16 protein-coding genes and 2 pseudogenes are annotated in these 18,196 nt (G+C 74.5%); 10 read left to right on the top strand and 8 right to left on the bottom strand.

Annotated features, from left to right (window positions below):
- Positions 1-136, bottom strand: a pseudogene (locus KV557_RS44635) (ribosome small subunit-dependent GTPase A); the annotation flags it as partial.
- Positions 137-145: 9 nt separating this feature from the next.
- Here KV557_RS44635 and KV557_RS34810 point away from each other — a divergent pair.
- Positions 146-739: pseudogene (locus KV557_RS34810) on the top strand (cation-translocating P-type ATPase); the annotation flags it as partial.
- Positions 740-837: 98 nt separating this feature from the next.
- Here the strand turns inward: KV557_RS34810 and KV557_RS34805 are convergent.
- Together KV557_RS34805 and KV557_RS34800 are read right to left on the bottom strand one after the other, a co-directional pair.
- Positions 838-4,140 carry a sacsin N-terminal ATP-binding-like domain-containing protein gene (locus KV557_RS34805; RefSeq protein WP_218205586.1) on the bottom strand — a complete coding sequence of 1,101 codons (3,303 nt, stop codon included), beginning with the start codon at positions 4,138-4,140 and terminating at the stop codon, positions 838-840.
- Between the two features lie 160 nt (positions 4,141-4,300).
- Positions 4,301-5,182 carry a DUF3027 domain-containing protein gene (locus tag KV557_RS34800; protein WP_218205585.1) on the bottom strand — a complete coding sequence of 294 codons (882 nt, stop codon included), beginning with the start codon at positions 5,180-5,182 and terminating at the stop codon, positions 4,301-4,303.
- Between the two features lie 639 nt (positions 5,183-5,821).
- Between KV557_RS34800 and KV557_RS34795 the strand changes: the two genes are divergently transcribed.
- From KV557_RS34795 to KV557_RS34780, 4 genes are all read left to right on the top strand, one after another.
- The gene (locus KV557_RS34795) at positions 5,822-7,132 is read left to right on the top strand and encodes an MFS transporter (protein WP_308130219.1); all 1,311 of its coding nucleotides are present in this window, start codon (positions 5,822-5,824) and stop codon (positions 7,130-7,132) included.
- Between the two features lie 85 nt (positions 7,133-7,217).
- On the top strand, positions 7,218-7,748 hold the full coding sequence (locus tag KV557_RS34790) for a hypothetical protein (RefSeq protein WP_218205584.1): 531 nt from the start codon (positions 7,218-7,220) through the stop codon (positions 7,746-7,748).
- Between the two features lie 10 nt (positions 7,749-7,758).
- Positions 7,759-8,517, top strand: a complete 759-nt coding sequence (locus tag KV557_RS34785; protein ID WP_218205583.1) for a futalosine hydrolase — start codon at positions 7,759-7,761, stop codon at positions 8,515-8,517.
- Entirely contained in the window at positions 8,510-9,361 is an 852-nt protein-coding gene (locus tag KV557_RS34780; RefSeq protein WP_218205582.1) for a 1,4-dihydroxy-6-naphthoate synthase, read from the top strand. Before KV557_RS34785 ends, KV557_RS34780 begins: the two co-directional genes overlap by 8 nt.
- Positions 9,362-9,389: 28 nt before the next feature.
- Here KV557_RS34780 and KV557_RS44245 read toward each other — a convergent pair whose 3' ends face one another.
- Positions 9,390-9,773, bottom strand: a complete 384-nt coding sequence (locus KV557_RS44245; protein ID WP_218205581.1) for a cold-shock protein — start codon at positions 9,771-9,773, stop codon at positions 9,390-9,392.
- 495 nt (positions 9,774-10,268) lie between these two features.
- Here KV557_RS44245 and KV557_RS34770 point away from each other — a divergent pair, with 495 nt between their 5' ends.
- On the top strand, positions 10,269-10,499 hold the full coding sequence (locus tag KV557_RS34770; protein ID WP_218205580.1) for a hypothetical protein: 231 nt from the start codon (positions 10,269-10,271) through the stop codon (positions 10,497-10,499).
- On the opposite strand, the gene KV557_RS34765 is transcribed toward KV557_RS34770, so the two are convergent.
- Positions 10,496-11,125: an HAD family hydrolase gene (locus KV557_RS34765; protein ID WP_218205579.1), complete on the bottom strand. Its 630-nt coding sequence runs from the start codon at positions 11,123-11,125 to the stop codon at positions 10,496-10,498. The genes KV557_RS34770 and KV557_RS34765 overlap by 4 nt on opposite strands.
- 97 nt (positions 11,126-11,222) lie before the next feature.
- On the opposite strand from KV557_RS34765, the gene KV557_RS34760 reads away from it, so the two are divergent.
- The 4 genes from KV557_RS34760 (at position 11,223) to KV557_RS34745 (ending at position 15,167) form a co-directional block, all read left to right on the top strand.
- Positions 11,223-12,257, top strand: a complete 1,035-nt coding sequence (locus KV557_RS34760) for a FecCD family ABC transporter permease (RefSeq protein WP_218205578.1) — start codon at positions 11,223-11,225, stop codon at positions 12,255-12,257.
- Complete coding sequence (locus KV557_RS34755) at positions 12,254-13,303, top strand: FecCD family ABC transporter permease (RefSeq protein ID WP_218205577.1); 1,050 nt, start codon at positions 12,254-12,256, stop codon at positions 13,301-13,303. Before KV557_RS34760 ends, KV557_RS34755 begins: the two co-directional genes overlap by 4 nt.
- On the top strand, positions 13,303-14,103 hold the full coding sequence (locus KV557_RS34750; protein ID WP_218205576.1) for an ABC transporter ATP-binding protein: 801 nt from the start codon (positions 13,303-13,305) through the stop codon (positions 14,101-14,103). Before KV557_RS34755 ends, KV557_RS34750 begins: the two co-directional genes overlap by 1 nt.
- 83 nt (positions 14,104-14,186) lie before the next feature.
- Positions 14,187-15,167 carry an ABC transporter substrate-binding protein gene (locus KV557_RS34745; protein ID WP_218205575.1) on the top strand — a complete coding sequence of 327 codons (981 nt, stop codon included), beginning with the start codon at positions 14,187-14,189 and terminating at the stop codon, positions 15,165-15,167.
- A 297-nt stretch (positions 15,168-15,464) separates the two neighbouring features.
- On the opposite strand, the gene KV557_RS34740 is transcribed toward KV557_RS34745, so the two are convergent.
- From KV557_RS34740 to KV557_RS34730, 3 genes are all read right to left on the bottom strand, one after another.
- A complete protein-coding gene (locus KV557_RS34740; RefSeq protein WP_308130218.1) occupies positions 15,465-16,361 on the bottom strand; it encodes an Imm49 family immunity protein in 897 nt (298 codons plus the stop codon).
- Positions 16,362-16,587: 226 nt separating this feature from the next.
- Positions 16,588-17,067 carry a hypothetical protein gene (locus KV557_RS34735; protein WP_218205574.1) on the bottom strand — a complete coding sequence of 160 codons (480 nt, stop codon included), beginning with the start codon at positions 17,065-17,067 and terminating at the stop codon, positions 16,588-16,590.
- A gap of 85 nt (positions 17,068-17,152) precedes the next feature.
- Positions 17,153-18,184, bottom strand: coding sequence for a fatty acid desaturase family protein (locus tag KV557_RS34730; RefSeq protein ID WP_256178402.1), 1,032 nt, complete (start codon positions 18,182-18,184; stop codon positions 17,153-17,155).
- Positions 18,185-18,196: the final 12 nt, after the last annotated feature.

Below are 18,196 nucleotides of genomic sequence, written 5' to 3'. Positions count from 1 at the left end.
CCTCGCGCTCCTGCTTCGTCCCCGGGTCGACCAGGCAGGTGAGCCGGCCGCGGTCGATGGTCAGCACCATCGCCTCGGCGGCGTCCTCGTGCTTGGGCCGGATCCGGGTCCGCGGCCGGGAGCCCCGCCCGCCGGGGCTCCCGGCAAGGGCCGCCGGGTGATCGGCAACATCGAGCGCGTCGCGGGACTGTTCCTGGTCAAGACGGTCTATTCAGTCCTCCTGGCCCTCCTGGTGATCTTCACCCACTCGCCGTACCCGTTCCTGCCCCGGCACTCCACCGTGCTGTCCACGCTCACCATCGGCGTCCCGGCCTTCTTCCTCGCCCTCGCCCCCAACAACGAGCGGGCCCGCACCGGCTTCGTGAAGCGCGTGCTGCGGCTCGCCGTCCCGGGCGGCATCATCGCGGGCTCCGGCACCTTCGTGGCCTACGCGCTGGCCCGCGCCGACCACGCGACGGACCTCAAGGCCGACACCAGCGTGGCCACCCTGACGCTGTTCCTGATCGCCATCTGGGTGCTCGCCATCGTCGCCCGCCCGTACAACTGGTGGCGCCTGCTGCTGATCGGCACCATGGGCGGCGCGTTCGCGCTGGTCCTGCTGGTGCCGTGGCTGGCGCACTTCTTCCAGCTCTCCCTGGCCGGCACACGGGACCCGTGGACGGGCGTCGGCATCGCGGTGATCTGCGGCGTGGCGCTGGAGATCGCCTGGAGCTTCATGAAGCGCAGGCTGGACGACTGACCCCGAGAGGGTGATGGTGACGCTCGGCGCGGCCTGGCCCACCGTCACCGTCACCCTCTACGGCCGCCTCAACTCCCGGACGCAGGGCCGCCGAGGGCTCAGCCCTCGAAGTCCCGTGCGGCGGACAGCTCGTAGGCCCGGTCCGGCTCGCTGAGCGCGGCCAGCACCTCGAACCTCCGGTGCCACTGCCCGACCGACCAGGCCAGCCCGGCCGCCAGGCCCTCCGGGGTGGCCGCGTGCAGCAGTCCGGGCACCGGCGGCACCTCGAACTCGTCGTCCTCGTCGCCGGCTTCGGCCGCCTCCGGGTCGTACGGCGCCTCGGGCGCGTCCGCCGCGGTGTCCCAACGCCACTCCACGGCCGCCTCGTTGCCCTCCGGTCCGACGACGAGCAGCTCCTCGTGCTCCTCGTACGCGACCGGGCAGCCGGGCAGCAACTCCCGCACCACGGCCGGGACTCGGTGCAGCACGCCATCGGACAGCACCCGGCCGCCGGCCACCTCGCTGGCCAGCGAAACTTGCAGCCGCTCGGCGAGGTCCGCGGCGAGCGCCGGGGCGACCGGCAACAGCGGGTACGGGTGCAGGAGTTGGACCAGGTCGGGGGCGTCGGCGACGACCGCCTCAGTGGCGTCGACGATCACCGTGTGCGCCGGGCGGCGACCGGTGTCCGGGTCGAGCGGCGGCAACGCCCGCACCACGTCGAGCGGTTCGATCCGCTCGACGTCGATCCGGGCCAACGCGCTGTGGATGCCGTGCAGTTGGCGGTGGCCGACCTCCGACTCCGGGTCGGTGAGGCGGTCCAGCAGCTCGTCCGGGCCGTGCGGCTCGGCGAGCAGCGCGGCCAGCGTGGTCCGCACCCCGAGGGCGTGCAGGAACTGCTCGTCCAGCGTGGTGCGGGCCTCGTCGTAGAGGCCGCGCAGCAGCGGGTCGGCCCCGGCGGCGCGCAGCCCGGCGGGCTCGCGGCCGTCCAGCACCGGGTGGTCGCGCAGCCACCACGCGGTGTACGGCGGCAGGTCGGCGTAGGAGCCGTCCGGCAGGAGGGTGCGGACGGGGTTGACGACGGCGTCCCGGTACGGCGGGCGGGCGAGCGCGGCGAGCGCCTCGGGCCAGGCGTCGTCGTCGACGAGGTCGAGGTCGCGGACGGCCAGCAGCTCGGCGGCCACCGGCGGGACGCCCACGGTGTCACCGTCGTCGGCGTGCAGGGCTTCGAGCGTGTCCTCGGCCCAGTCGGCGAGGCCGTCGGGCGCCTCGTCGAGCAGCCCGGTGGGGTGGCCGCCGGCCGCGCGGTCGGCGGGGGCGGTCGGGTCGAGCCGCTCCAGGTCGTCCGGGTCGAGCACCACGTCTTCGGCCCTGACGAGGACGAAGTCGGCCAGCACGCCGACCGCGATGAGCACCTCGGGGCCCCAGCGCTCCAGCAGCTCGTCGTCCACCCAGCCGGCGTCCTCCTCGCGCGCGAGCGCCGCGAACGGGCTTCCGGGGAGCACGAGTTCACCGGCGCGGGCGGGCTCGCCCTCGTCGTCGGCCAGCGCCAGCCGGGCCAGCCAGGGGTGCTCGCCGGCCCCCGGGCCGGCGGCCCTGACCAGGGCGAGGACGGCGTCGGCGAGGTCGGCGGCGGCGTCCGCGTCGTCCTCGGCCAGTTCGAAGGAGCGGGCGACGGCGGCCCGCACCTCGGGGGTGTCCAGCACGCCGGCCGGGGTGGCGGTGCCGGCGCCCAGCTTGGCCAGCAGCGGGTGGGCCGCCTCCGGGTGGGCGAGCCGCAGGTCGAGCGCGGCGAGCGCCCCGGCCAGCGACTCGGGGTAGCCGGGGAAGGCGGCCCAGTCGGCGTCGCCGGAGGGCAGCAGGACGCGCCGGGGCCCGGTGACGGTCCGGCCGTCGGCGAGCGGGACGGGCAGCGCGCCGAGCGCCTCCGGGTCGGCCGCGCCGAGCGCCGCGTACAGGTTGCGCCACCAGGCGGGCTCGCGGTCCAGGCCGCCGAGCTGGTCGACCACCTCGGCGAGCGGCACCCGGCGCACGTTCAGCACCCGTAGTTCGGTGCGTCGCTCCAGGCCGGCCGGCAGCAGCCCGGGGAAGATCGGCGCCAGCGCCTCCACCACCGAGCCGTCCGCGCCCTCCAGCAGCGTCGCGTCCCGGGGCCGCAGCGCGGGCGTGCCCTCCTCGACCGGCGCCGGGTGCGGCAGGAACGGCGTGCCGGGCAGGCGGCCGAGGATCGCCGCCCGCAGTGCGTTGTCGAGCGCGCCCTGGCCGAGCGGACCGGGCACGAGGCCGAGCGAGCCGAGGTCGCCGCCACGGGCGCGGAGCAGGTCGGCGTAGCTGTCGGCGGCGCGCTCGGTGAGGAAGTCGGCGAGCGCGCCGGGGGCGACGTGCCGGCGGGTGGAGTCCAGCGGGTAGGAGGCGATGAGCAGCGCAGGCAGGCCGAGCGGCTCGTCGCTCGGGGTGGGCGCGTGCAGCACCGGCTCGATGCCGGGCGCCTGCGGGGTGCCGTCGGCGGCGACCGGGACGGCCCAGGTCACCGTCCAGTACGGGCGGGCGCGCTCCTCGGTGGGCCGGTCGGCGAGCAGCGCGGCGTCGAGGGTGCCGGAGGCGCCGGCGGTCTGCCAGACGGTCTGTCGCAGCCGCCCGCCCGCGTCGTCGGTGACGGTCACCTCGGTGACGCCGTCGGGGCGCGGCTCGGCGGCGCTGCGGGTGAGCGTCCGGGTGCCGTCCGGGGTCTCCACGACGACCTCGGCCAGGCCCGGGAGCGTGAGCAGCAGCGCATCGTCGATGCCGGCCAGCAGGCGGCGGGTCAGGTCCTCGGCGGCGGCGTCGCGCAGCGGCAGCACGACCACCGTGTCGTAGCCCTCGGGCGCCGGGCCCTCGGCCGCGAACGGCAGCCGCAGCAGCGGCACATGGCCGTCCCGGCGGCGCAGCTCGTCGACCAGCGCGGGCTGCGCCTCGGCGAGCGAGCGGGCCTCGCCGAGCGACCAGCGCACCCCGCCCCCAGTGCCGAGCACGGCGGGCTCGTCGGTGACGGCGAGGACGGCGGCGAAGCCGACGCCGAACCGGCCGACGGACGGCGCCTCGCCGCGCTTGGAGGAGGCGCGCAGGGTGGACAGCGACTCGACGGCGGCGGCGTCCAGCCCGGCGCCGGTGTTGGCGGCGGCGAGCACGCCGTCGGCGAGGGTGAGCCGCAGCCGGCCGGGGCCGTGGCCGGCCCGGACGGCGGCGTCGGCCGCGTTCTGCGCCAACTCGACCACCAGCCGGTCGCGGTAGCCGCCGAGCGCCAGTTCCTCCTCGGCGTTGGCGTCCTCCCGGAACCGGGCCGGGGAGGCGGCCCAGGCGTCCAGCACCCGCCGGCGCAGCGCCGCGCTCCCGAAGGGGTCCGCGAGCTGCTCGTCCGTGCCGCTGCCGATGATCCGAGGTTCCACTGGACCTGCCGCCTTCCGCCGCCCTGTTCTTCTACGGGGGCATTCTTCCTTGCCCCACCGACTGCTCCCGACCACGACCCCGGCTCCCCACCGCTGCCTGACCCGGAAAACGCCGCGGCCCGCCCCACCGGTTCAGTGGGACGGGCCGCGCACGAGGTCCTCAGGAGTGGCCGAGCTCCTCCGCCGGGGCGTCCGGCTCGACCGAGCCGGAGGCGCGGTCCGGGTGCAGCTGCAGCGGCTCGACCACCAGCTCGTCCAGGATCAGCTCGGACGGCGCCGGCGGAGCCGGGATCACGGCCGCCTCGGAGTGCCCGCCGCAGCCGTACGCGAAGGAGACGATCTGGCCGTCGGCCGGGCCGAACTCGTTCCCGCACACGCCGAAGGCCTGCCCGAGCGAGCCGCCGATCGGGATCAGGAAGCCGCAGCTGGCGCACGCGGCGGGCGCGGCCTGCGCCATCGGGGTCTGCGGGCCGTGCGACTTCTCCCAGCGGTCGGCGGCCAGGTGCAGGCCGAGCCGGGAGAGCACCCGGCTGCGACCCATGCCCAGCTCCTCGGCGACGGCGTTGATCTGCGCGCGGGCCGGGGCGGGCTGGATGCCCGGGTCGGTGACGACCACGTCCTCCTCGGCGGCCAGCGCCACCGCGGAGTTCGGCGCGAGCTCGTCCTCGCCGGTCCAGCCGGGCTCCAGGCGCACGTCGTCGGCGTCGGTGGGCAGCAGGTCGCCGGGGCCCATGTCGCCGGGGCGCAGCCGCTCGCTCCACGGCACCCACTGCGGGGCGAGGACGGCGTCCGGGCCGGGCAGCAGGACGACCTCGTCGAGGGTGACGTTCTTGGCGCGCAGGGCGCGGGCGACGGTCACCGCCCAGTGCCAGCCGCGGTAGGCGGCGTCCAGGCACTCGAAGGTGTGCGTGACGACGCGGTCGGCGTCCGCCTGGACGCCGAGGTGTGTCCCTACGGCCTCCGCTCCGACCGCCTCTTCGGCTGCCTGGCGGGCGAGTTCGACGGCCTCGGCACAGAGCCGATCAGGGGTACGGCTTCGCATCGCAGCACTCACGGCGTCGATTCTCTCCCAGTTCTTCTGTCGCCCACGGCGTGTTGCCTGGTACGTCGCGGCTCGGTGTCCCTTGTCCATTCTGCGCGACCAGGGGCCGCCGCGGATACCGGCCGCGCCGCTCGTCCGGGCCTGCCGGCGCCGTGGGGCCCGGGCGGGCGGACCCTGGGCAGGCTACCCGCCGGTCGGCACCCCGGCACAGTCCGGGGCGGCGGCGGACCCGCCGGGGCCGCGCCGAGGCGAGCGGAATCCCGCGTCGCAGAAGCGAATCTGGGGCAGGATGGGCTTGTGGCGGATGAGAAACCGTCGCAGCACGCACTGCGCGCCTCGCAGGCCGGCAGCCCCGACGAGGCGAACGCCGCGCCGCGACAGCAGCCTCCGGTCCTCGGTGCGGGCGAACCGCAGCCGGCGGACGGTTCCGGGGCGCCCACGCCCGTCGATCTCACCAAGCACGACGTTCCCGCGGAGCCGGGCGGCCCCACCGAGCCCGACGCAGCGGAGCCCGACACCGAGGAGATCCACACCCGCCACCGCGCCGCCCTCGACGAGGATCTGGAAGCGGAGCCCCCGGAGACCCACCGCCACTTCCTCGTCCGCACCGCCTCCGCCGCCGGCATCCGCACCGGCCGGGTGGTGCACGGCACCGGCCGCCGGATCCGCAAGGCCACCTCGGCGGAGGGCGCCGGCGAGTCCGGCCTCGCCAAGCTGATCGAGCTGCACGCGCTGAACTCCTTCGGCGACATGCTGATCACCATCGCGCTGGCCTCCACCATCTTCTTCTCCGTCCCCACCGGCGAGGCCCGCGGCCGGGTGGCGCTCTACCTGCTGATCACGATGGCCCCGTTCGCCGTCCTGGCCCCGGTGGTCGGCCCGCTGCTGGACCGGCTGCCACACGGCCGCCGGGCCGCCATGGCGATGTCGATGCTGGCCCGCGCGGTGCTGGCCTGGACGATGGCCGGGGTGATCTCGGGCGGCGGCATCGCGCTGTACCCGGAGGCGCTGGGCGTGCTGGTGGCGTCCAAGGCTTACGGGGTGGTGCGCAGCGTCGTGGTGCCGCGGCTGCTGCCGAGCCGGCTGTCGCTGGTGAAGGCGAACTCCCGGGTCACCCTGGCCGGGCTGCTGGCCACCGGCGTGGCGGCCGCGGTGGGCGGGGTGCTGCACCTGATCGGGCCGAGCTGGCCGCTGCGCGGCGCGTTCCTGGTCTTCGTGATCGGCACCTTGATGGCCTTCCACCTGCCGCACGCGGTGGACTCGGCGAAGGGCGAGCAGCGGGCCGTCCTGCACGCCGAGGTGCACGGCGAGGGTTCCCACCTGATCCACCACAAGCCCCCGCCGGTCAAGGCCTCGCTGCGGACGGTGGGCCCGTCGGTGATCCTGGCGCTGCGGGCGATGTCGGCGATGAAGTGGCTGGTCGGCTTCCTGGTGATGTTCCTGGCCTTCCTGCTGCGCAGCGAGCCGATCGGCGGCCTGCGGCCGACGCTGGCCCTGGGTCTGGTGGCGCTGGCGGCGGGGACGGGCAACGCGCTGGGCTCGGTGCTGGGCTCCTGGCTGCGCACCCGCGGCCCCGAGCCGACAATCACCGCGATGCTGCTGCTGGCGACCTGCGCGACGGCTGCGTCGGCGCTCTGGTACGGCGTGGTGACGGTCATCGTGGTCGCCGGGACGGCCGGGTTGGCGGCCTCGCTGGGCAAGCTGGCCCTGGACGCGCTGATCCAGCGGGACGTCCCGGAGGCGGTGCGGACCTCGGCGTTCGCCCGTTCGGAGACGCTGATGCAGGTGTCCTGGGTGGGCGGCGGCGCGGTCGGCATCCTGCTGCCGCTGAACGGCGTGCTGGGGCTCTCGGTGGCTGCCGCGGTGGTCGGCCTGATGCTGCTGTGGACGATCCGCTCGCTGTTCCGGGTGGGCCTGCGCCGGCGCCCGGCGGCGCCGCGCATCGCGTGACGGAACGCGCGCCCCGGAGGTGCGGCAACACGCGGTGGCCGACCCCCGCGTAGCGTGATCGGCGAAGCCCGGTAGATTCTGACGCATGAGCCTCGATAACCGTGTCATCGCCGCCCTCGGCGCCGTCGTCGTGATCGGCGCCTGCACGGTCGGCGGGTCCGTCGCCTTCGCGGCGGGCCAGACCGCGCACAGCAGCCACCGCGCCACCCTCACCGTCGGCAACACGTCGATCGTGCAGGACCCGTTCTGCTTCAACGACGGCAACCCGCTCAGCGACGACGACCAGCAGAAGTGCCAGGACAGCGCCGCCCAGGCCCTCAAGGACGGCACCCTGCCGAGCTCCGACCTCGCGACGAGCGACCGGGTCGGCGTCGGCGTCTCCCCGAACGTGGCCGACAAGGGCTGGCTGGCCTTCACCAACGGTGGTGCGCAGGGTCAGGGCGGGCGCTACAGCCTGTTCTCCTACAGCAGGAACGCGACCTACTCGGGCTCCCAGTCGGCCGGCAAGCTGGTCAACGCCAGCGGCAAGACGCTGGTCACCGTGGTCGAGGGCGACAAGAACATGGACAGCCCGATCGCCGTCTGGTACTTCCAGCTGAACAGCAAGGACAACTGACGGTCCTGCGATGACCGCGCACGCCGTCACCGACGAGCGGAACGAGCAGTCGGGCCCCGAGCGGGCCCGGCTGCTCGTCGTCGTCGCGGTGCCCGTCGAGGCCGAGGCGGTCCTGCGCGGCCTGCCCGGCGAGGCGCGGGCGCTGCCGCTGCCCGGCGGTGAGCTGCACCGCGCCGAGCCCGCCCCGGGCGTCGAGGTGGACGTGCTGGCGGGCGGGGTCGGCCCGGCCGCTGCTGCCGCCGCCGCCTCCGCCGCGCTCGCCGCGCACCGCTACGGCCTGGTCGTCTCGGCGGGGATCGGCGGCGGGTTCGCCCCGCGCGCCCCGGTCGGCGCCACCGTGGTGGCGGACGCGATCGTCGCCGCCGACCTCGGCGCCGAGACCCCCGAGGGCTTCACGGACGTCACCGAGCTCGGTTTCGGTACCGTCCGGCACACCCCGCCGCCCACCGCTGTCGCGCTCGCCTCCGAGGCCCTGGGGGCCGTCACCGGCCCCGTCCTGACCGTCTCCACCGTCACCGGCAGCGCCGGGCGCGCCGCCGCCCTGACCGCCCGCCACCCCGGCGCCGCGGCCGAGGCGATGGAGGGCTTCGGCGTGGCCGAGGCCGCCGCCCGGCACGGCGTGCCGGTGTTCGAACTGCGGACCGTCTCCAACTCCGTGGGCCCGCGCGACCGGGCCGCCTGGCGGATCGGCGAGGCCCTGGCCGCCCTGGAGCGGGCCTTCGCCGCGCTGCCCGTCCCCGCACTCATCGAGGAGGCCGGCCGTGGCTGAACGGCTGAGCATCGCGTACTCGCCCTGCCCGAACGACACCTTCGTCTTCCACGCCTGGGCGCACGGCCTGGTGCCCGGCGCGGACGCCCCCGAGGTGACCTTCGCCGACATCGACGTCACCAACGGGCTGGCCGAGCGCGGCGAGCTCGACGTCCTGAAGATCAGCTACGGCGCGCTCCCCTGGGTCCTGGAGGACTACACCCTGCTGCCCTGCGGCGGCGCGCTCGGACGTGGCTGCGGACCGCTGGTGCTCACCCGGCCGGGCACCGGGACCCCCGAGGACCTCACGGGCAAGACCGTGGCGGTGCCGTCCGAGCGGTCCACCGCCTACCTGCTGTTCCGGCTCTGGGCCGCGAAGGCCGTGCCGGGCGGCTTCGGCGAGATCGTCGTCCTGCCGTTCCACGAGATCATGCCCGCCGTCCGGGACGGCCGGGTGGACGCCGGCCTGGTGATCCACGAGGCCCGGTTCACGTACCGGCAGTACGGGCTGCACAGCCTCGCCGACATGGGCGAGGCCTGGGAGGCCGAGACCGGCCTGCCGATCCCGCTCGGCGCGATCATCGCGAAGCGCTCACTCGGCGCCGAGCGGCTGCGCGCGCTCACCGACACGATCCGCGCCTCCGTCCGGCAGGCCTGGGCGGACCCCGCGGCCAGCCGGGAGTACGTGCTCGCGCACGCCCAGGAGATGGACCCGGCCGTCGCCGACCAGCACATCGGGCTGTACGTGAACGAGTTCACCGCGGACCTCGGCGAGGAGGGCTACGCGGCCGTGCACGCGCTGCTCACCCGGGCCGCCGCGGAGGGGCTGGTGCCCCCGCTCGACCCGGGTGCGCTCGCGTTCTGAGCCCGCGTTCCGAGCCCCTGGGACGGCCTTAGATGTCGAACTGGTCGGCCACCGCGCGCAGCAGGCCGGCCAGCTTCTGACCGGTCGGCTTCGCCGGGTAGCGGCCGTGCTGGAGGCCCGGCAGCACCGCGTCCAGCGTGGTGATCAGGTCCTGGACGATCGGCGCCATGTCGTCGGCGCTCTTGCGCTGCGCGGCGGCCACCGACGGCAGCGCGTCCAGCAGCTGCACCGCCATCGCCTGGTCGCCGCGGTGGCCCGCCACCACGCCGAACTCGACCCGCTGGCCCGGCTTCAGCACGGTGACACCGGCGGGCAGCGCCTTGGTGTGGACGAAGACGTCGCCGCCGTCGTCGCGCGACAGGAAGCCGAAGCCCTTCGTCTCGTTGAACCACTTGACCTGGCCGGTGGGCATCTCGAACAGTCCTCGAATGGGTGTGAGGGATCCCGGCCCTGGCCGGGGATCACTGGGTGATGGAAGGGCGGGCCGACCTCGGCTCGGCGTCCGTGGACGCTCATGGTCAGCGCGCTGTCAGGAGCAGACTAACGGTCCGTCACTGCCTCATCCGCGTTCCGCGAAGGATCCACGGTCCGGCAGCTTCGGCACGGACGCCTGCGGGGTTCTCGCGGTCGCGAGCGACCCGGTACTGGTGCGGCCGCGGCGCGGCTCGGCGCTGTCCATGTGGCTCACACCCCCGGATCTGAGGAGTCGGGGCGCGCCTGTCGCACCCCTTGGCACCCCCTGCATACCCCCGCTCAGCAGGGATCAAAACTCCCAGCTTCCGGGAAACTGCGCAACGTGACCGAACCGCTCGGCTGCGAAGCGGCCTGGGACCCGGCCGCTCCGGGTGCTCTGCCAGACTGGGGGCACGAACCGGGGGCACCGGACCACGACCGAGGAGCAGCAGAAGTGAGCAGCCAGAGCGCCGACCGCGGCGACGCCTACGTCCGGGTCGGAGCCGTCGTCTTCGGCGTGGGCGCGCTCGCCACCCTGGTCACCTTCGTCCCGCTGTTCCTGCACCTCACGCCGCTGCCGACGGCCGCGTACTGGCTGAGCATGCTGATGCCGGCGGGCTTCCTGCTCGCGCTGGCCGGGCTGTTCGTGAACGCGCGCGCCCAGCGTCGGCGGATGCAGTCCTAGACGCCGTCCAGGTGCCCGGCCAGCCAGGCCGGGAACTCGGTGAGGTCCACGAGCACCACGTCCGCGCCGGCCGCCCGCAGCTCGTCCGCGCTGTACGGGCCGGTGGCCACGCCCACCGCGACGGCGTCCGCGTGCCGGGCGCCCACGATGTCGCCGAGGTGGTCGCCGACGTACACCGTCGCGCCGTGCTCGCGCAGCGCCTCGCCCTTGGTCTCCGCCCACAGGTCGCCGACCAGCGCGTCCGCGTGCAGCCCGGCGTGCTCCAGGTGGAGGCGGGCGTTCGGCTCGTACTTGCCGGTGATCACCGCGACCCGGCCGCCGTGCGCGCGGACCGCCTCGACGGCGGCGTGCGCGCCGGGCAGCGCGACGGTCGGCGCGAACGCGTGCTCCCGGTACAGCTCGCGGTAGCGGGTGGCGACCTGCTCGACCTCGTCGGCCGGGAACCAGTTGCGGATCTCGTCCAGCAGCGGGGGGCCGATCCGGGTGACCACCAGGTCGGCGTCGATGTAGGTGCCGGTCTCGGCCGAGAGCGCCTCATAGGTGGCGCGGATACCCGGCCGGGTGTCCAGCAGCGTCATGTCGAGGTCGAAACCGACGGCGAGCGGGGTGGCGGGAGTCGGGGGCATGCCGCCAGGCTATCCAACGGCCGGTGCGGCGGACGAGGCAATTTGCTCCGGCTTCGCAGGAACTTAGCTTTACCTGAGGTGTCTGCGGAGGGGGCTCATGACCGACACCACCGCGCCGCCGTCCGGCCCGCGACGGACGTCGCGCCGCCGAATGGTGTGGCTCGCCGCCGCGCTGACCGTCCTGGCCGGCGCGGTGCTGCTGAGCCTCGCGGTGGGCAGCCGCACCATCCCGTTCGGCGGGACCCTGGACGCCCTGCTGCACGGCGGCGACACCGCCAACGCCGTCGTCGTCCGCGAGCTGCGGGTGCCGCGCACGGTGGTGGGTGTCGCGGTCGGCGCGGCGCTCGGCCTCGCCGGGGCGGTCATGCAGGGCATCACCCGCAACCCGATCGCCGACCCCGGCATCCTCGGCGTCTCCCAGGGCGCGGCGGCGGGTGTGGTGGCGGCCATCTCGGGGTTCGGGATCTCGACGCTGACGGGTTACGTGTGGTTCGGCTTCGCGGGCGCGGTGATCGCCACCGTGCTGGTGTACGGCCTGGCGGGCCGGGGCCGCGGCGGGGCGACGCCGATCAGGCTGGCGCTGGCCGGCTCGGCGGCGTCCGCGTTCATCGCGTCGCTGAACACGCTGGTGCTCACGACGGACGCGGCCACGATGGACCAGTTCCGGTTCTGGCACGTCGGCTCGCTGTCCGGGCGGACGGCCGACGTGGCGTGGCAGCTGCTGCCGTTCCTGCTGGTGGGGACGGTGCTCGTCGTCGCGGTCGCGCGCGGGCTCGACGCGCTGGCGCTCGGGGAGGACACGGCGAAGGGGCTCGGCGCGAAGACGGGCGTGGTGCGGGTGGTGGGCGCGCTCGGGGCCACGGTGCTGACGGGCTCGGCGGTGGCGGCGGCCGGCCCGATCGCCTTCATCGGCCTCGCCGTCCCGCACGCCGCGCGCGCGGTCGCGGGGGCGGACCACCGGTGGGTGCTGGCGTTCTCGGCCGTGCTGGGACCGGCGTTGCTGCTGCTCGCCGACACGCTGGGGCGAGTGCTCTTCCCGCCGTCCGAGGTCCCGGCCGGGGTGATGACGGCGCTGGTGGGGGTGCCGGTGCTGGTGGCGCTGGTGCGGCGGCGGAAGGTGGTGGCGGCGTGAGTTCGGCCCTCTCGCTCAAGGGCTACACCGTGCTGCGGGCCGGGCGGGCGTCCTTCCTGATCCACCGGCGGTCGGCCGCCGTGGCGCTGGGCCTGCTGGTCGCGCTCGCGGCCGCCGTGGTCGCCTCGCTCTGCCTCGGCGAGTCCACCGTCTCACCGGTCGAGGTCGTGAAGGTCGTGCTCGGGCAGCCCAGCCCGCACGAGCTGGTGGTCGGCGAGTTCCGCCTGCCCCGGGTCGTGGTCGGCCTGCTGGCCGGCACCGCGCTCGGGACGGCCGGGGCGCTGATCCAGACCGTCGCCCGCAATCCGCTGGCCAGCCCCGACGTGGTCGGCGTGACCTGGGGCGCCACCGCGACCGTGGTCGGGCTGATGGCCTACGGCGTCGTCGGCTCCACCGGCCAGGCCCCGTACGCGGCCGTGGCGGGCGGCCTGGCCGCCGGGCTGCTGGTGTACGCGCTGGCCTGGCGGCGCGGGCTGCACGCGCAGCGCTTCGTCCTGATCGGCATCGGGATCAGCGTGGCGCTCTCCTCGCTGACGTCCGTCTTCCTGACCAAGGGCGACGGCTTCCAGGCGCAGGCCGCCAAGGTGTGGATGACCGGCAGCCTGAACGGCTCCGGCTACGACCAGGCCGGCTGGCTGGCCTGGGTGCTGCTCGCCGCCGTCCCCGTCGCCCTGTGGGCGGCGCGGGCGCAGCGGTCGATCTCGTTCGACGACGCGACGGCCGTGGGCCTGGGCCTGCGGTTGGACCGGATCCGGCTCGGCATGGCCCTGCTCGGCACCGTCCTGGCGTCCTGTGCGGCGGGCGCCGCCGGGCCGGTGGACTTCGTCGCGCTGATGGCCCCGCAGATCGCGCTGCGGCTGGCCCGTTCCGCCCAGATCCCGCTGCTCTGCTCGGCGCTGACGGGCGCGCTGGTGGTGGTGCCGGCCGATCTGGTCGCCCGGCGTCTGCTGGCCCCGACCGAGCTGCCGGTGGGCGTGGTGACCGGCCTGGTCGGCGCGCCGTACCTGATGTGGCTGCTGATTCGTTCCCGCCGTGGAGGTTCCTGATGGCCGTTCTGGAAGCCCGTGACCTGACCCTCGCGTACGAGGCTCGCACGGTCGTCGAGGGCCTGGACGTCGCGGTTCCGGACGGCCGGGTGACGGTGATCGTCGGCCCGAACGCCTGCGGCAAGTCGACGCTGCTGCGCGCCCTCGGCCGGCTGCTGAAGCCCGTCCGCGGCGCGGTGCTGCTGGACGGCGAGGAGCTGGCCCGGATCCCGACGAAGCGGGTCGCCCAGCGGCTCGGTCTGCTGCCGCAGTCGCCGACCGCGCCGGAGGGCATCTCGGTGGCGGACCTGGTCGCGCGGGGTCGCCAGCCGCACCAGAGCTGGTGGCAGCAATGGTCGGCGGAGGACGAGGCGGCGGTCGCGGAGGCCCTGGAGCGGACGTCCACGGCGGAGCTGGCCGAGCGGAGCGTCGACGAGCTGTCGGGCGGGCAGCGCCAGCGGGCGTGGATCGCGATGGCGCTCGCGCAGGGCACGGACATCCTGCTGCTGGACGAGCCGACGACGTACCTGGACATCGCGCACCAGGTGGAGGTGCTGGACCTGGTCCGGCGGCTGAACGTCGAACGCGGGCGGACGGTGGTCGCGGTGCTGCACGACCTCAACCAGGCGGCGCGGTACGCGGATCACCTGGTGGCGATGCGGGACGGGCGGATCGTCGCGCAGGGAGCGCCGGGGGACGTGGTGACGGCGGAGCTGGTGCGGGAGGTGTTCGGGCTGGAGTCGGTGGTGGTGCCGGATCCGGTGACGGGTACGCCGTTGGTCGTTCCGGGCGCGCCGTGGGCGGTCGCGGTGGACGCTTAAGGGCAATTCGGGTGCCAACTCGGACATAATCGACGCGCCCGCCCTCCGAAGCCTCATCGAGCCTGATCGCCCGAGGACCGCCGATGCACCCGATCACCCGCCGCACGCTGCTCGCCGGGCTCACGGGCCTCGGCGGCGCCGCCCTCGCGGCCTGCACGACGCGTCAGTCGGCCGCGCCGACGACGGACGGCTTCGGCGCGAGCGCCTCCCCCACCCCGGTGCCGCCGGTCACGGTGAACACGGCGGCCGGGCCGATGGTGGTCCCGGGCGAGCCGCTGCGCGTCGTCACGCTGGACACGGACGTCTTCGACTCGGCGCTGACGCTCGGCATCACCCCGATCGGCGCCGCCCGCCCGGCGGCGGACGGGCACTACCCCGACTACTGGCCGGCGTCCCGGGTCGCGGCGATCGCGTACGTCGGGCCGTCGGGTGCGCCCGATCTGGCGGCGATCCGGGCGCTGCGGCCGGATCTGATCCTCTCCAACCAGATGCGGGACGGCGACCGCTACGACGCCCTGCGGGAGTTGGCGCCGACGGTGCTCACGCAGACCACCGGCGCGCCGTGGAAGGCCAACTTCCAGCTGCACGCCCAGGCGTTGAGCCGGGAGGCGGCCGCAGCCGCGTTCGTCGGCTCGTACCAGCGGCACGTGACGCAGGTGACGCAGGCGCTGTCGGCGGCGAAGGTGTCGGGACGGAAGGTGAGCCTGGTGCGGTTCGTGGAGGGCGGGGGGATCCGGCTGTTCGGGAAGCAGAGCTTCCCCGGGGTGGTGCTGGCCGACGCGGGGTTCGGGCGGCCGGATGCGCAGAACGTCGACCAGTCCGACTTCGAGATCCCGCTGGATCAGATCGGGAAGGCCGACGGGGACCTGCTGCTGTACGCGACGTACGGCGATCCGGGGCGGGCGGGTACCGACGCCGCGCTGGCGAGCCCGGGTTGGCAGGCGCTGGGGGCGGTTCGCGCGCATCGCGCGTTCCCGGTGGACGACCAGCTGTGGTTCCAGGGGATCGGATACACGGGCGCCAACTTCATGCTGGACGAGCTGCAGCGCTTCCTCGGGGTGTGAGAGCGCTGCAGCTCGTGGTGGTCCTGGCGGTGTCGAGAACCGTCAGCTCAGCGTGTCCTCGGCCGCGACCGAGCCGCGGTGAACGACCCACTGCTGGTTGGCGTTGGTGCTGCTGCACTGCCAGACGCGGGGGTCGAGGACGAGCCGGCGGCAGGAGCGCTCGTAGGCGGCGCGGATGCCGGTGCCCGGGGAGAGGCAGAGGACCTTCTCGGTGCGGAGGTCGGCGAGGCTGCGGTGCCTGGAAAGCGCAGGAAGTCGGCCATTCCGACTTCCTGCGCTGGAACAGCTCGGCGGCCCTCACAGTCGCCGATCAGAGGCCTCAAACCCGGCGACCAAGGCGCGCGGGAGGTAGTCGGTGTCGACGGCCGGCGTCCAGCCCGGCCCCCGGTACGCGAGGGCGGACAGGGCGAGCGGCAGGAGCGGGAGGAGGCTGTCCGGACGGGTGCCGGGTGCCGCGCGGTGCGCGAGCAGGAGCGCGGTCAGCCCGTCGTCGAACGCCTCGCGGTCCTCGGCGACCAGGGCGCGCAGGGTCCGCAGCCCCACGGAGTACGGGTGGTCGCGGAGGCCCTCGCCGCTCTGCTCCGCCCGCTGCCGGATCCGGTCCAGCGCGGCGTCGACGGCGGCGAGCTTCTGCTGCGCGCTCGGCGGGTAGGTCTCGTCGTCGACGTAGTTGAGGACGTGGATCAGCAGGCCGCTGACGAGTTCGACGGCCGGGTCTCCCCCCGCGCCTTCGCCGAGTTCGTCACGGGCGAAGCTGACGGCCTCCCCGTGCCGCACGGCCTGATCCGAGAGGATCACGAGGCAGAACGCGTCGATCAGCTCCCGCGAGGTGACACGGGACCGCTCCTCGCCCTCGTCCGCCTCGCCGATCCCGTAGCTCATCCCGAAGTTCACGTAATCGAGGCTGATCTGGAAGCGGTCGTACCCGTAGTACACCGCGTACGCGACGGCCCCGGCCGCGGCCTCGGTGGCGTCCGCGAGGACGGCCCTGGCCTCCGGGCCGTCGAGTGCGGGCGTCCCGGCCGAGAGCGCGCCCAGGTACTCCAGAAACATGTCCGCGATGAACTGCCACTCACGCGAGTCCATCCGCGTGCCCTTCGACGCGGCCCGGACCTGCCGCCCGATCCTGCTCATGAAGTCCGTCCGCGTCGCCGAAAGCACCGGCTCGCCCACCTGGTGACGCTCAATCCGCACAGCCCTGCTCCTTGCTCTCCGACCTGGGTTCCACCCTAGGCGGCAGCTCGGACACCCGGCCCGCCCCTACCCCGCTACGGCAGGCCGACGCGCTGCGCCATCGACCGCAACACCCCTTCCGGCGCCGATCGTTGCTCCGCCGTCAGTCCCGCGACGAACTCCTCGTCCAGGGTGCGCGCCACGGTCGTACAGCGGTCCAGGAGTGCGCGACCGTCCTCGGCGAGGGTCAGGACCTGCCGTCGGCGGTCACCGCGGCGCTGGCGGCGCGCCAGGTGGCGATGAGGTGAGCGGCCTTGGCCTCGAAGGCCGGGTCGCGCCAGCTGCCCGGGAGGCCGAACAGGACCGGCAGGTCGTACGCGCCGCGGACCCGGTGGGTGACCCGCACGATCTCCGGGGCGTTGGCGCGGTCGCTCTTCTTCACCACCTCGACGTTGGTGACGTCCGCCCAGGCGAACCGCTTGCGGAAGCCCAGGAGACCGGTCCACCAGAGCTCGCGCTGGTCGAAGCTCACGCTGGTGAAGACGGCGTTCAGCTGCGCGATGCCGCCGATGGTCAGCATGGGGATGCACAGGCCCGCGACGAGGGTCGTGCGGTCGGTCATCGGGCCGCGGAGGACGAGGTACAGCAGGTAGCCGGCGCCGGCCAGGAAGAGTGTCGAGAAGATCCACTGGCGCCGCAGCTGCGCCGGGGGAAGACGGTGGGTCATGTGTTTCACCTGCGGATTCTGGCAGCGCGGACGAACCTGAGGAAGCGTCACCCGACTCCGCCCCGCTCACCCGACTCCGCCCCGCTCACTCGCCGGAGCGGAGCGGCTCGCCCGTCCGGTGCAGGTGGCCGAGGATCTCGCGGTACGAGCGGAACAGGCCCGTCTCGTAGTACGGGATGCCCTTCTCCGCGCAGAACTCCCGGGTGATCCGGGCGGCCCGGCCGAGCGCGGGGGTCGGCATGCTGGGGAAGAGGTGGTGCTCCACCTGGTAGTTGAGGCCGCCCATCACCGAGTCGACGACGAGGCCGCCGCGGACGTTGCGCGAGGTGAGCACCTGGCGGCGCAGGAAGTCGAGCTTCATCTCAGGCGTCACCATCAGCATGCCCTTGTGGTTCGGCGCGAAGACGCAGCCCAGGTAGACGCCGAGCAGCGCCTGGTGGACGGCGAGGAAGGCGACCGCCTTGCCCGCCGGGAGCGCGGCGAAGACCAGGCCGAGGTAGGCGGCGAAGTGGACGACCAGCAGGGCGCCCTCCAGCCAGGGGCGCTTCATGGTGGAGCTGCGCAGCGCGCGGAAGCTGTTGAAGCTGAGGTTGAGGCCCTCCAGCAGGAGCAGCGGGAAGAACAGGTACGCCTGGCGGCGGCCGATGAACCGGGCCAGTCCGCTCGCCTGCCGGGCCTGCCGCTTCGACCACACGACGAGGTCGGGGGCTACGTCCGGGTCCCGCTCCTCGTGGTTCGGGTTGGCGTGGTGGCGGGTGTGCTTGTTCATCCACCAGCCGTAGCTCATCCCCATCAGCAGGTTGGCGGCGATCCGGCCACCGATCTCGCTCGGCAGGCGCCGGGTGAAGACCTGACGATGAGCCAGATCATGGGAGAGCAGGGCGATTTGGGCGAAGACGACGGACATCGCCGCGGCCAGTCCGAGCTGCCACCAGGTGTCGCCCAGTGCGAACAGGGCGCACCAGCCGCCGAGGAACGCGGCGAGCACGAGGCCCGCGCGGACGGCGTAGTAACCGGGGCGCCGGTCGAGCAGGCCTTCGGCGGCCATCCGGCGGGTGAGCTGGGCGAAGTCGCTGCCGCCGGCCGCCGGCTGCGGGGCGGGGGCCTCGGGGGCCATGGTCGTCGTCGC

Origin of the sequence: Kitasatospora aureofaciens (assembly GCF_019192735.1) — a bacterium.
GTDB classification, from domain to species: Bacteria; Actinomycetota; Actinomycetes; order Streptomycetales; family Streptomycetaceae; genus Kitasatospora; species Kitasatospora aureofaciens_A.
This window is presented reverse-complemented; position numbering and strand designations above follow the sequence as displayed.